Annotated in this window: 13 protein-coding genes; 10 read left to right on the top strand and 3 right to left on the bottom strand. The window is 56.2% G+C overall.

Going from position 1 to position 13,628, the window contains the following annotated elements; genetic code table 11:
• The first annotated feature begins 23 nt into the window (after positions 1–23).
• From apaG to RGV06_RS16715, 7 genes are all read left to right on the top strand, one after another.
• Positions 24–404, top strand: a complete 381-nt coding sequence (gene apaG / locus RGV06_RS16745; RefSeq protein ID WP_019823087.1) for a Co2+/Mg2+ efflux protein ApaG — start codon at positions 24–26, stop codon at positions 402–404.
• Positions 404–1,285, top strand: coding sequence for a symmetrical bis(5'-nucleosyl)-tetraphosphatase (locus RGV06_RS16740; RefSeq protein ID WP_019823086.1), 882 nt, complete (start codon positions 404–406; stop codon positions 1,283–1,285). Before apaG ends, RGV06_RS16740 begins: the two co-directional genes overlap by 1 nt.
• Before the next feature lie 32 nt (positions 1,286–1,317).
• The gene (gene glpE / locus RGV06_RS16735) at positions 1,318–1,647 is read left to right on the top strand and encodes a thiosulfate sulfurtransferase GlpE (RefSeq protein WP_019823082.1); all 330 of its coding nucleotides are present in this window, start codon (positions 1,318–1,320) and stop codon (positions 1,645–1,647) included.
• A gap of 299 nt (positions 1,648–1,946) precedes the next feature.
• Positions 1,947–3,869: a PrkA family serine protein kinase gene (locus RGV06_RS16730; protein ID WP_019823081.1), complete on the top strand. Its 1,923-nt coding sequence runs from the start codon at positions 1,947–1,949 to the stop codon at positions 3,867–3,869.
• Positions 3,870–3,971: 102 nt separating this feature from the next.
• On the top strand, positions 3,972–5,246 hold the full coding sequence (locus tag RGV06_RS16725) for a YeaH/YhbH family protein (RefSeq protein ID WP_019823079.1): 1,275 nt from the start codon (positions 3,972–3,974) through the stop codon (positions 5,244–5,246).
• Positions 5,243–6,805 (top strand): SpoVR family protein, encoded by a 1,563-nt coding sequence (locus RGV06_RS16720; RefSeq protein ID WP_019823077.1) that lies wholly within the window; start codon positions 5,243–5,245, stop codon positions 6,803–6,805. Before RGV06_RS16725 ends, RGV06_RS16720 begins: the two co-directional genes overlap by 4 nt.
• Before the next feature lie 63 nt (positions 6,806–6,868).
• Positions 6,869–8,098: a multifunctional CCA addition/repair protein gene (locus RGV06_RS16715; protein WP_019823075.1), complete on the top strand. Its 1,230-nt coding sequence runs from the start codon at positions 6,869–6,871 to the stop codon at positions 8,096–8,098.
• Positions 8,099–8,198: 100 nt separating this feature from the next.
• On the opposite strand, the gene folK is transcribed toward RGV06_RS16715, so the two are convergent.
• Both folK and folB read right to left on the bottom strand, forming a co-directional pair.
• Complete coding sequence (folK, locus tag RGV06_RS16710) at positions 8,199–8,726, bottom strand: 2-amino-4-hydroxy-6-hydroxymethyldihydropteridine diphosphokinase (RefSeq protein WP_322150574.1); 528 nt, start codon at positions 8,724–8,726, stop codon at positions 8,199–8,201.
• Entirely contained in the window at positions 8,717–9,070 is a 354-nt protein-coding gene (gene folB / locus RGV06_RS16705) for a dihydroneopterin aldolase (RefSeq protein ID WP_019823072.1), read from the bottom strand. The genes folK and folB overlap by 10 nt, the downstream gene beginning before the upstream one ends.
• Positions 9,071–9,144: 74 nt before the next feature.
• Between folB and plsY the strand changes: the two genes are divergently transcribed.
• The gene (plsY, locus tag RGV06_RS16700) at positions 9,145–9,714 is read left to right on the top strand and encodes a glycerol-3-phosphate 1-O-acyltransferase PlsY (RefSeq protein WP_019823070.1); all 570 of its coding nucleotides are present in this window, start codon (positions 9,145–9,147) and stop codon (positions 9,712–9,714) included.
• 44 nt (positions 9,715–9,758) lie between these two features.
• On the opposite strand, the gene tsaD is transcribed toward plsY, so the two are convergent.
• The gene (gene tsaD / locus RGV06_RS16695) at positions 9,759–10,784 is read right to left on the bottom strand and encodes a tRNA (adenosine(37)-N6)-threonylcarbamoyltransferase complex transferase subunit TsaD (protein ID WP_322150571.1); all 1,026 of its coding nucleotides are present in this window, start codon (positions 10,782–10,784) and stop codon (positions 9,759–9,761) included.
• 198 nt (positions 10,785–10,982) lie between these two features.
• On the opposite strand from tsaD, the gene rpsU reads away from it, so the two are divergent.
• Entirely contained in the window at positions 10,983–11,198 is a 216-nt protein-coding gene (gene rpsU, locus RGV06_RS16690) for a 30S ribosomal protein S21 (RefSeq protein WP_002551877.1), read from the top strand.
• Between the two features lie 471 nt (positions 11,199–11,669).
• Positions 11,670–13,625: a DNA primase gene (gene dnaG / locus RGV06_RS16685; protein ID WP_019823065.1), complete on the top strand. Its 1,956-nt coding sequence runs from the start codon at positions 11,670–11,672 to the stop codon at positions 13,623–13,625.
• The last annotated feature ends 3 nt before the right edge of the window (positions 13,626–13,628 follow it).

Here is a 13,628-nt window from a genome sequence, read left to right as displayed (position 1 = left end):
CGCTTTCAAGTAAGGCCTCTCGCATGCACGATCCCCGCTACCTGGTCGACGTCAGCGTCGTCACGCGTTACCTGCCAGAACAATCGCAGCCTGAACATCAGCGTTTTGCCTTTGCCTACACCATCACGGTGCGTAATAACGGCTCAATACCCGCAAAACTATTGTCCCGGCACTGGGTAATCACCGACGGCGATGGCCATGTTGAAGAAGTTCGTGGTGCAGGTGTTGTGGGCTTACAGCCCACGATCGAACCTGGCAGCGAACACTCCTACAGCAGCGGCTCGGTCATCACGACCAAAGTCGGCACCATGCAAGGCAGCTACCTGATGCACGCTGAAGACGGTCATGAATTCAAAGCCGTCATTGCCCCCTTCCGCCTTGCGGTACCCGGGGCCCTGCACTGATGGCGGTGTATGCCGTTGGCGACCTGCAAGGCTGCTTGACGCCTCTCAAACGCCTGCTCGAACGTGTAGCCTTCGACCCCGGTAAAGACAAGCTCTGGCTGGTGGGCGATCTGGTCAACCGCGGCCCGGAATCGCTGGAAACCCTGCGTTTTTTGTACCGCATGCGTGAATCACTGGTGTGCGTGCTGGGCAACCACGATCTGCACTTGCTAGCCGTGGGCCATAACGCTGAGCGCCTGAAAAAAGGCGATACCCTGCGTGAAATTCTCCTGGCTCCCGATTGCGATGAACTGCTCAACTGGTTGCGCCAGCAACCTTTGCTGCACCACGATGCCGAGCGCAACATTGCACTGGTGCATGCAGGAATACCGCCGCAGTGGACTCTGAAAAAAGCCCTAAAGTGCGCCAGTGAAGTCGAACATGCGTTGCGCGATGACAACCTCATCGGGCCTTACCTGGACGGTATGTACGGCAACGACCCTGCCAAGTGGGACAACGAACTGACTGGCGTCACCCGCCTGCGGGTGATCACCAACTATTTCACCCGCATGCGTTTTTGTACCCGAGAAGGCAAGCTCGACCTCAAAACCAAAGAAGGCATCGGCAGCGCACCTCCAGGCTACGCGCCATGGTTCAGTTATAAAGAACGCAAAACCCAAGGGCTCAAGATCATCTTTGGGCATTGGGCAGCGCTGGAAGGCAACTGCAAGGAGCCTGGCATCTTCGCACTCGATACTGGCTGTGTCTGGGGCGGGGCCATGACCCTCCTCAATGTCGATACCGATCAGCGTCTGATCTGCGATTGCGACGACCCGGCCATTGCGGCACCCTCCCTCGCACTGCAAACCGCCCCACCTTCCCAACCCTTGGGCGCCGGCTAACCGCGCCCGCTGTCAGGCCACAGGAATTTCCCATGACCGAATTCAAACGTATCCCGCCAGAGCAGGCCCAGGCCTTGCGTGAACAAGGCGCCGTCGTTGTTGATGTGCGTGACCCACAGGCCTTTGCCGCCAGCCATATCAGCGGCGCGAAGCACCTGGACAATCACTCCCTGCATGATTTCATTGCCAACGCCGACCTTGACGCCCCACTGATCGTTGCCTGCTATCACGGCAATTCCAGCCAAAGCGCCGCGGCGTATTTGGTGAGTCAGGGTTTCAGCGAGGTCTACAGCCTGGATGGCGGCTTCGAACTGTGGCGCGCAACTTATCCGAACGAAACGGCCCAGAGCACTGCCGAATAATATTTTTTTCAGCGCTAGCCCCCGTGATCAGAGGGCTGGCGCCCTGCCTGACCAACGGTCTGGTGCAACAATTCATGCATCTCGCCTTGACCTCCCGGATTACCAACTATCCTTTACCTCAGGCCATCCAAATCTGGGGAGAGCCGGTACACCGGCGAATGGATCATCGGTAGTAACTTCAAGGGCTTAGCCACCTTGATGGTGTCCTGGGGGGTACACAGCAGCTGAAATGCTGCTGCATGCCAGCACTCGAACTGACCGATCTATCGCCGACTCCACGTATCGAGCGAGGTGACGTCATGAGTATTTTTAGCCACTTCCAACAACGCTTTGAATCCACACGCCAGGAAGAGCTCACGCTCCAGGAGTATCTGGAGTTGTGCAAGCAAGACAAGAGCACTTATGCCTCTGCTGCTGAAAGGCTACTGCTGGCCATTGGTGAACCGGAACTGCTGGACACCTCAAACGACTCTCGTCTGTCACGAATCTTCTCCAACAAGGTGATTCGTCGTTATCCGGCCTTCGAAGACTTCCATGGAATGGAAGAATGCATTGACCAGATCGTCTCTTACTTCCGCCATGCCGCGCAGGGCCTGGAAGAGAAGAAACAAATCCTCTACCTGCTGGGTCCCGTCGGGGGCGGTAAGTCATCCCTTGCCGAAAAGCTCAAACAACTGATCGAGAAGGTACCTTTCTACGCGATCAAGGGCTCACCGGTCTTTGAGTCGCCTTTGGGCCTGTTCAACGCCACCGAAGATGGTGCGATCCTCGAAGAAGACTTCGGCATCCCGAAACGCTACTTGAGCACCATCATGTCGCCGTGGGCCACCAAGCGCCTGGCCGAATTTGGTGGTGACATCAGCCAGTTCCGGGTGGTCAAACTCTACCCCTCGATTCTCAACCAGATCGGGGTCGCCAAAACCGAACCCGGCGACGAAAACAACCAGGACATTTCAGCTCTGGTCGGCAAGGTTGATATTCGAAAACTGGAAGAATTCCCCCAGAACGACGCCGACGCCTACAGTTACTCGGGCGCGCTGTGCCGGTCCAACCAGGGCCTGATGGAGTTCGTGGAGATGTTCAAGGCACCGATAAAGGTGCTGCACCCATTACTGACTGCCACTCAAGAGGGCAACTACAACAGTACCGAAGGCCTGGGGGCGATTCCGTTTACCGGCATCCTGCTGGCCCACTCCAACGAATCGGAGTGGCACACCTTCCGCAACAACAAGAACAACGAAGCGTTTATCGACCGGATCTACATCGTCAAGGTCCCTTACTGCCTGCGCGTCAGTGACGAAGTGAAGATCTACGACAAACTGCTGTTCAACAGCTCACTGGCCAAGGCCCATTGCGCACCCGACACCTTGAAAATGCTGGCCCAGTTCACTGTCCTCTCACGTCTCAAAGAACCAGAAAACTCCAACATCTACTCCAAGATGAGGGTGTATGACGGCGAGAACCTCAAGGACACCGATCCAAAAGCCAAATCTATTCAGGAGTACCGCGACAACGCGGGTGTCGACGAAGGCATGAACGGTCTTTCGACCCGATTCGCGTTCAAAATCCTGTCCAAGGTGTTCAACTTTGACCCGCACGAAATTGCCGCAAACCCAGTTCACCTGCTCTACGTGCTCGAACAGCAGATCGAACAGGAACAGTTCCAGGCCGAAACCCGTGAGCGCTACCTGCGCTTCCTCAAGGAATACCTGGCACCGCGCTACATCGAGTTTATCGGCAAGGAAATCCAGACGGCTTACCTGGAGTCCTACAGCGAATACGGACAAAACATCTTCGATCGCTACGTGCTGTACGCAGACTTCTGGATTCAGGATCAGGAATACCGCGATCCGGAAACCGGCGAAATCCTCAACCGTGTAGCCCTCAACGAGGAGCTGGAAAAAATCGAAAAACCGGCGGGTATCAGCAACCCGAAAGATTTCCGCAACGAAATCGTCAATTTCGTGCTGCGAGCCCGCGCCAACAACAACGGCAAAAACCCTACCTGGCTCAGCTACGAGAAGCTACGCGTAGTGATCGAGAAGAAAATGTTCTCCAACACCGAGGACCTGCTGCCGGTTATCAGTTTCAACGCCAAGGCGAGCAAAGAGGACCAACAAAAACACAACGACTTCGTCACTCGAATGGTCGAACGCGGCTATACCGACAAACAAGTACGGCTGCTCTCCGAGTGGTACCTGCGAGTCCGCAAGTCGCAGTGAGGCAGCTGTAAGCCTCAAGCCTCAAGCTGCAAGAACCAGGCACACGCAATTGCCTGGACTTGCAGCTTGCAGCTCACAACTTGAAGCTGCCCGGAGGGCCTAATGAGCTATGTGATCGACCGACGCCTCAATGGCAAGAACAAAAGCACGGTGAACCGTCAGCGCTTTCTGCGGCGTTACCGTGACCACATCAAAAAGGCCGTAGAAGAAGCTGTGGGCCGCCGCTCCATTACTGACATGGAACATGGCGAGCAAATCAGCATCCCCGGCCGCGATATCGATGAGCCGGTACTGCACCATGGGCGCGGTGGCAAGCAAACCGTTGTTCACCCTGGCAACAAGGAGTTCACCAGCGGCGAACACATTGCCCGGCCTCAAGGCGGAGCAGGAGGTGGCGGAGGTCCAGGCAAGGCTGGCAACTCCGGCGAAGGCATGGATGAGTTTGTGTTCCAGATCACTCAGGAAGAGTTCCTCGAATTCATGTTCGAAGACCTTGAACTGCCCAATCTGGTCAAACGCAACCTGACCGGAACTGACACCTTTAAAACGGTGCGCGCCGGTATCAGTAACGAGGGCAACCCGTCTCGCATCAACATCATCCGTACCCTGCGCTCAGCTCACGCACGGCGCATTGCCCTGTCTGGCAGCAGCCGGGCAAAACTCAGGGAAGCCAAAGCCGAACTGGAGCGGCTAAAACGCGAAGAACCCGATAATTTCGGCGATATCAAAGCCCTGGAGGCCGAAATCGAGAAACTTAGCGCACGTATTCACCGCGTGCCCTTCCTCGACACCTTTGACCTCAAGTACAACCTGCTGGTCAAGCAACCCAACCCCAGCTCCAAGGCCGTCATGTTCTGCCTGATGGACGTTTCTGGCTCCATGACCCAAGCCACGAAAGACATCGCCAAACGTTTTTTCATCTTGCTGTACCTGTTCCTGAAGCGGAACTACGACAAGATCGATGTAGTGTTTATTCGCCATCACACCAGTGCACGCGAAGTGGATGAGGAGGAGTTTTTCTATTCAAGAGAAACCGGCGGCACCATCGTCTCAAGCGCACTCAAACTGATGCAGGAGATCATGGCCGAGCGCTACCCCACCAATGAGTGGAATATTTATGCAGCGCAAGCGTCTGACGGGGACAACTGGAATGACGACTCACCCATTTGCCGCGACATTCTGATCAACCAGATCATGCCGTTCGTGCAGTACTACACTTATGTAGAAATTACACCGCGTGAACATCAGGCCTTGTGGTACGAATATGAGCGCATCAGCGAGGCGTTTTCTGACACCTTCGCACAGCAACAACTGGTCTCGGCCGGCGATATTTATCCGGTCTTCCGTGAACTCTTCCAGCGCAGGTTAGTGACATGACCGCCAAAGAGAATAAACGCCAACCCATCTCCACTGGTTCAGAGTGGACCTTTGACCTGATCCAGGCGTACGACCGTGAAATCGGCCGCCTGGCCGAGCGCTATGCGCTGGATACCTATCCCAACCAGATCGAAGTCATTACGGCCGAACAAATGATGGACGCCTACGCGTCTGTGGGCATGCCGCTGGGTTATCACCACTGGTCCTATGGCAAACACTTTTTGAGCACTGAAAAATCCTACAGCCGTGGCCAGATGGGGCTGGCCTACGAAATCGTCATCAACTCTGACCCTTGCATCGCTTATCTGATGGAAGAAAACACCATCTGCATGCAAGCACTGGTAGTGGCCCATGCCTGCTATGGGCATAACAGCTTTTTCAAGGGCAACTACCTGTTTCGTACCTGGACGGACGCCAGCTCGATAATCGATTATCTGGTGTTTGCCAAGCAGTACATCATGCAATGCGAAGAGCGCCACGGCATTGATGCGGTTGAAGACCTGCTCGACTCTTGCCATGCCTTGATGAACTACGGTGTGGACCGTTACAAACGACCCGATCCGATCTCCGCCGAAGAGGAACGCCGCCGCCAAAAAGAGCGTGAAGAGCATCTGCAAAAGCAGATTAATGATCTGTGGCGCACCATCCCTAAAAGTGCAGACAAACTTAGCGAAAAGGATAACGCCCGCTTCCCCGACGAGCCTCAGGAAAACATCCTGTACTTTATTGAGAAACACGCTCCACTGCTCGAACCCTGGCAACGCGAAGTTGTACGTATCGTGCGCAAGATTGCACAGTACTTTTACCCACAACGGCAAACGCAGGTGATGAACGAGGGGTGGGCGACCTTCTGGCACTACACCTTGATGAACGATCTTTACGACGAAGGCCTGGTGACCGAAGGCTTCATGATGGAGTTCCTCATTTCCCACACCAGCGTGGTGTTCCAACCCGGCTTTGACAGCCCTTACTACAGCGGCATCAACCCCTACGCACTGGGGTTTGCAATGTATTGCGACATCCGGCGCATTTGTGAACACCCTACCGATGAGGACCGTTACTGGTTCCCCGACCTGGCCGGCAGCGATTGGCTATCAAGCATCAAATTTGCCATGAGCAGCTTCAAGGACGAGAGTTTTATCCTGCAATACCTGTCACCCAAAGTAATCCGTGACCTGAAGTTGTTCAGCATCATGGACGACGATCAAAAGGACGACTTGCTGGTGCCCGCCATTCACGACGAAAACGGTTACCGCATCATTCGTGAAACCCTGGCCGCTCAGTACAACCTGGGCAATCGTGAACCCAACATTCAAATCTGGAGTATCGACCGTCGTGGCGACCGCTCCCTGACCCTGCGCCACCAGCAACATGACCGCAAACCTTTGGGCGACTCAACCGACGAGGTCCTGAAACATCTGCACCGCTTGTGGGGCTTCGATATCCACCTTGAAACACTGCAGGGCGAACAGGTCGTTAAAGTTCATCATGTACCGCCGAGAGGCGATTACGGTGACAATGACCGCGGCCGACTGGATATGGGCGCCATTCACCTGTAACGCACACAGACCTCCGTTAACGCCGCGCACGCGCTATCCTGTCGCGCTAACGGAGGTTTTTTTATGCAGATCTATAAAGTTGGCGGCGCCGTACGTGATCGCCTGCTGGGCAAGCCTGTCACCGACATTGATTGGGTGGTGGTTGGCGCAACGGCCGAGCAAATGCTATCCATGGGGTTTCGCCCCGTAGGCTCAGACTTCCCGGTATTTCTTCACCCCAAAACTGGCGACGAATATGCGCTGGCCCGCACCGAGCGCAAAAGTGGTCAGGGTTATGGAGGCTTTATCTTCCATGCCAGCCCAGACGTTACCCTTGAAGAAGATCTGATACGTCGCGACCTGACCATCAATGCGATGGCCGAGGACGAAGCTGGTAATGTCACTGACCCTTACAATGGCCTGCGCGATCTTGAGGAGCGTATTTTACGCCACGTTTCCCCCGCCTTCGCCGAAGATCCCCTCAGAGTCCTGCGCGTGGCCCGGTTTGCCGCACGCTACGCGAGCCTTGGCTTTAGCATCGCACCAGAGACACTGGAACTGATGCGCCAACTGTCCAGATCCGGCGAACTACAAGCCTTGACCCCGGAGCGCTGCTGGAAAGAAATTTCCCGCGCACTGATGGAAGACCAGCCTCAGGTGTTTATCGAAGTATTGCGTAGCTGTGACGCGCTCGAGGTGCTGCTACCCGAGGTGAACGCATTGTTTGGCGTGCCGCAGCCCCCTGCCCACCACCCGGAAATAGACAGCGGCGTTCATACCCTGAGCGTTCTGGAGCAATCTGCACTGCACAAACAACCGCTGACCGTTCGCTGGGCTTGCCTTCTGCACGACCTTGGCAAGGGGCTTACACCGGAGAAAGACTGGCCAAGGCACATTGCCCACGAGCACAAAGGGTTGCGCCTGATCAAAGCCGTAAATGATCGCTACAAAGTGCCGAGGGATTGTCAGGAACTGGCAGTGCTGGTGGGCGAGTACCACACCCACGGCCATCGCGCTCTTGAGCTCAAGGCGTCGACGCTACTGGAGTTATTGCAGCGCTTTGACGTATACCGTCGCCCGCAGCGATTCGAGGAATTTATCGCGGCATGCGAGATGGACGCCAGAGGGCGCCTGGGGCTGGAAAATCGACCATACCCGCAAGCTGACTACTTGCGCGGCGCAGCTCGAGCCGCACTGGCCGTGGCCGTGCAACCACTGCTGGAGCAGGGCTTCAAAGGCCCCGAACTGGGTGAGGCACTGAAGCACGAGCGGCTCAAGGCGCTACAGGCCTACAAAGCTGCGGCAAAATACTGACTCAGAACTTCTGTAGCCGCTGCCGCAGGCTGCGATGGGGTGCGAAGCAGCCCCGAAATATCGAAGGGCCTACGGCCCTTATCGCAGCCTGCGGCAGCGGCTACAGATGCGAAAGCATCTCCAGCGGCGTTAACTGCTCGCCCCGCCACTCAAATGCAGCAGGCGCGAGCACTTGATCGATCTTTGCCTCTGCCCACATCTGAGCAAGAGGCTTGCCCACACCAGGATGCACTTTGTCTGGAGCTATCAAAGACAGTGGCCACAATACGAAAGCGTTCTTGAGAATCTCTGCACGTGGCAACGTCAACCCGTCAAAATTACCGACCAGATCGCCGTAAAACAGCACGTCGATATCCAGAGGCAACCCTTTGCGATCTTGAGCATAACGTCCGTTATCAGCCTCGATCAGCTTTAAACGTCGACTTAACTCGATCAGTGGCAAATCGGTTTTCGCCGACACCACCAGATTGAAAAACGGCCCGCTTTTGATACCCACAGGCTGACTTTCAAACACCGCAGAGCAGTGTATGTCGCACAAAAAATCAGCCAGAGCCTCAAGCCCCGCCAGCAAGTGTTTTTCGCGCTCGATATTACTGCCCAGCCCGAGATAAACCTGAGTTAGCGACATCCGCGCTCAATCTCCACGCCAACCCCGGCGGCCGCTGCAACGGCACCAGGCTTGGTCAGTTTGAGGTGCAACCAGGGAATATTGAACTCACTCATCAATACTTGCGCCAGACGCTCTGCAAAGGTTTCCACCAGCTGGAACTGAGCTTGCTCGGCAAATACCTGAATGCGCGTGGAAACGCTCGCATAATCGAGAGCCAGCGTCAGATCATCGCCAGCGGCAGCCGGACGGTTGTCCCACGCAAAACTCAGGTCAAGACGCAGACACTGACGGATGCCACGTTCCCAGTCATAAGCACCAATTACGGTGTCGACTTCCAGGCCTTCGATAAACACTCTGTCCAAGCACTCTTCTCCGCAGCACGACAAGGGCGCAATGCCCCGTTAGAATCAGGGCGTCCTCGCCCGGAATAGTTAGCATGTTTTGGTTACTGGCGACCCTCGCCTACCTGCTCGGCTCTCTGTCCTTTGCCATTTTGCTCAGCCGCCTGACGGGAACTCCCGATCCGCGAATGAGTGGCTCCGGCAATGCAGGCGCAACCAACATGTTGCGTCTGGCTGGCAAAAAGCTTGCCGTCCTGACCTTGCTCGGCGACCTGTGCAAGGGGCTTTTACCCGTCCTGCTGGCCTATCAACTGGATTTCTCGCTCCAAGACCAGGCCTGGATCGGCATCTGCGCCGTCGTCGGGCACATGTACCCTGCGTACTTCCGCTTTCGCGGCGGCAAAGGTGTCGCCACGGCTGCAGGCATGCTGCTGGGGCTTTACCCGCCTGCGGCATTGCTGGCGGTCGCAGCCTGGCTGCTGACCTTTCAACTGACCCGCACCAGCTCACTGGCCGCGTTGATCGCCACACCCCTGACCCTGCCATTGCTGGCCTGGCAAGAGCCTGCCGCCCTGCTACCCATGAGCGTCCTGACGGCACTGATTGTCTGGCGCCACCGCGGCAATTTACGCGACCTGATGGCTGGGCGCGAACGGCATTTCTGAATATTGCCCGTGAAAAAACCTCACGTGCGATCCAGACACAGCGTTTACAGGGGCTTCAATTGCTCCATCGGCCAGCGCGCCTGCACACTGATCGCCAATGTTTCGTGCTGACCGGCCTGTAAGCGCTGACAACCGGCAAACGCAATCATCGCGCCGTTATCCGTGCAAAATTCCGGCCGAGCGTAATAAACATTGCCATTCATATCGCCGAGCATTTTTTCGAGCGATACACGCAACGCCTTGTTGGCACTCACCCCACCCGCAATCACCAGACGCTTCATCCCCGCGTGCTTCAACGCGCGCTTGCACTTGATCGTTAGTGTCTCAACCACTGCCTGCTGAAACGCCAGGGAGATATCGCAACGGGTTTGCTCAGTATCGTCGCCCGCCGCGACACAGCGCTGCCAGGTGTTCAAGGCGAAGGTCTTGAGGCCGCTGAAGCTGAACTGCAGCCCCGGTCGATCAGTCATGGGCCTGGGGAACACAAAACGCCCCGCAACGCCCTGAGCGGCCAATCGAGCGATCTCAGGACCGCCCGGATAGTTGAGACCCATCATCTTCGCAGTCTTGTCGAACGCCTCACCCGCAGCGTCATCCAGCGTCTCGCCCAACAACTCGTATTGGCCGATGGCATCAACGCGAACCAACTGCGTATGACCGCCCGACACCAACAAAGCGACGAACGGAAATTCCGGGGGCTGCTCTTCCAGCATCGGAGCCAACAAATGGCCTTCCATGTGATGAACACCGAGGGCCGGAATACCCCAGGCAAAGGCCAGCGCCTGAGCGCAAGAAGCCCCAACCAGAAGGGCTCCGACCAATCCCGGGCCAGCCGTGTAGGCAATCGCGTCAATCTCGGTAGGCACGCAGTCAGCCTCAGCCAGCACCTGACGAATCAAGGGCAGCATGCGTTTGACGTGATCCCTTGAAGCCAGCTCCGGAACCACACCGCCATAAGCGCGGTGAAGGTCGATCTGACTGAACAGTGCATCGGCCAAAAGCCCGCGTTCACTGTCGTATAGCGCGACGCCGGTTTCGTCGCAGGAGGTTTCTAATCCCAGTACTAGCATGGGTTTACGCCTTGTAGAGGCTAAATTCGAAGGCGCGCATAATAGTCGCCACTCCCGCCCCCGGCCAGCGGTTTTCGATCAGAGGCTTTGCATTCCGGTCGATGAGGGGTTAACATCCGCAACCCTTAAAAACCGACGTCTTCCAACGCGATTTTGCCTTGAGACGTTGACCCCGGTAATGAATGAAGGTAGCTCTGGATGCCAGCCGTCAAAGTAAAAGAGAACGAACCCTTCGACGTAGCTCTGCGTCGTTTCAAGCGCTCCTGCGAAAAAGCCGGTGTTCTGGCTGAAGTTCGCAGCCGCGAATTTTACGAGAAGCCGACTTCTGAGCGTAAACGTAAAGCAGCAGCTGCTGTTAAGCGTCACGCGAAGAAAGTTCAGCGCGAGCAGCGCCGCGCCGTTCGTCTGTACTAATACACAGACGTTCGTAGCACGCTTCTGCCAAGCCCGGCCTAAAGCCGGGCCGTAGGCAGTTGTTGAAGGTTACATGCTTTATCGTCAAGGCCGCAGATGCGACCGCGACAAGCGCTACATCACGTCAGACCTGGCCTAATAGCCAGCGGTGCACGTCTTTACTGACGAGCCTTCCAAGGCTACCGACGAGCACACCTCTCTGATTTTCCTTAAAGACGATCAGCCCAAGGCACCTCTCCAGTGCCTGCTTATGAGCTATCCGAGACCAGCCATTGGTCAGTGCCGGACTCAGAGCGTAAAAATTATCGATCCCACTCACTCTGATTAAAATGAGCAGAACGGGTTTCGGCAGATACACTTCCCCGAAATAATTGAGCAGACGCCCCACGATCGAGCAGAGCATTCGCCTGCACGCGCGATGACCAAGCCTTTTATACGGACCTATTTCTGCGCAGTGATGACGAGAACGCCATGGCCGGGTTAATCCCCCAGAGCTTTATTGACGACCTTCTGAACCGTACCGATATCGTCGATGTCGTTAGCTCTCGCGTGCAAATGAAGAAAGCCGGCAAAAATTACACTGCCTGCTGCCCCTTCCACAAAGAAAAAACCCCGTCTTTCAGCGTCAGCCCTGACAAACAGTTTTATTACTGCTTTGGCTGCGGCGCGGGTGGCAACGCCCTCGGCTTCATCATGGACCACGACAATCTGGACTTCCCCCAGGCTGTCGAAGAACTGGCCAAAGCCGCCGGCATGGAGATTCCGAGAGAAGAAAGCGGCCGCCCACATAAACCGCGGCAACCGACTGACTCTCCGCTCTACCCACTTCTGACTGCGGCGGCTGATTTTTATCGCCAGGCCTTAAAAATCCATCCAGCACGCAAAGCAGCCGTGGACTACTTGAAGGGCCGCGGCCTGACTGGCGAAATCGCCCGCGACTTCGGCCTGGGATTCGCCCCGCCAGGCTGGGACAACCTGTACAAGCACTTAAGCAGTGACACGCTGCAGCAAAAAGCGATGATCGATGCCGGCCTGCTGGTGGAGAACGCCGAGACCGGCAAACGCTACGACCGTTTTCGCGATCGCGTCATGTTTCCGATCCGCGACAGTCGTGGTCGCATCATCGCCTTCGGTGGCCGAGTGCTGGGCGATGACAAGCCCAAATACCTGAACTCCCCTGAAACCCCGGTCTTTCATAAAGGCCAGGAACTGTACGGGCTGTTCGAAGCACGCAAATTCAATCGTAGCCTCGACGAAATCATCGTGGTTGAAGGCTACATGGACGTCATTGCACTGGCCCAGCAAGGCCTGCGCAATGCCGTCGCCACACTGGGCACCGCCACCAGCGAAGAACACATGAAACGCCTGTTTCGCGTGGTGCCCAGCGTGCTGTTCTGTTTTGACGGCGACCAGGCAGGCCGCAATGCCGCCTGGCGCGCACTGGAAGCCACACTGCCGTGCTTGCAGGACGGTCGGCGCGCACGCTTTTTGTTCCTGCCCGAAGGCGAAGACCCGGACACACTGGTGCGCTCCGAAGGTACTGACGCCTTCAAGGCCCGCATCAACCAGCACGCACAGCCACTGGCCGATTACTTCTTCCAGCAATTAACCGAAGAAGCTGACCCTCGCTCGCTGGAAGGCAAAGCTCATATGGCCACGCTGGCAGCACCGCTGATCGACAAAGTCCCGGGCGCAAACCTGCGGACCTTGATGCGTCAGCGCCTGAGCGAAATTACCGGCCTCACCAGCGAGACAGTCAGTCAACTGGCGCAAAACGCACCTGCAAAACCCCAGGTCCAACCGACTTACGACCCCGGCATTGATTACGATGCAATGCCCGACTACGGCGACTTCCAGCAACCGGACATGTACATCCCTCAACAGGAATGGACTCCGAAAAAGTCTGGTGCCGGCGGCAAAAAGTGGGAAAACAAGCCCTGGGACAAAAAAGGCAAGCGTGGCGGCGAGCGCGAGCAGGCCTGGATCCCCGTAGGCGTTGAACCGCCTACACTGACAGCCCTGCGCACCCTCCTGCACCATCCGCAACTGGCCAAAAAAGTTGAGGATGCCGGGCACTTTGCTGCAGAAGACCAGACTAATAACCAGCTATTGATTGCTCTGGTAGAGGCCGTACAGAAAAATCCTAAGCTAAGCTCTATACAGCTACTGTCCCGCTGGCACGGCACTGAACAGGGCCGTTTGCTGCAAAGACTGCTGGAAAAGGAATGGCTAATTGATGCCGACAACCTTGAACAACAGTTTTTCGACACCATAACTAGCTTGTCAGCTCGCCAACGCGAGCGAAATCTAGAGCAACTTCTTCGAAAAGCACGTCAAGGCGAGCTAAGTAGCGAAGAAAAAAATCAGTTACGCGACCTTCTAAGTCGCAATAATCCCGCATCAAACCCGACCTCAACTGGCGCGTGAGGT

Source organism: Pseudomonas sp. CCI3.1 (assembly GCF_034313985.1).
Taxonomy (GTDB): domain Bacteria; phylum Pseudomonadota; class Gammaproteobacteria; order Pseudomonadales; family Pseudomonadaceae; genus Aquipseudomonas; species Aquipseudomonas psychrophila.
Note: the sequence above shows the minus strand (reverse complement) of the source record. Positions and strands in the feature narration are given on the sequence as shown.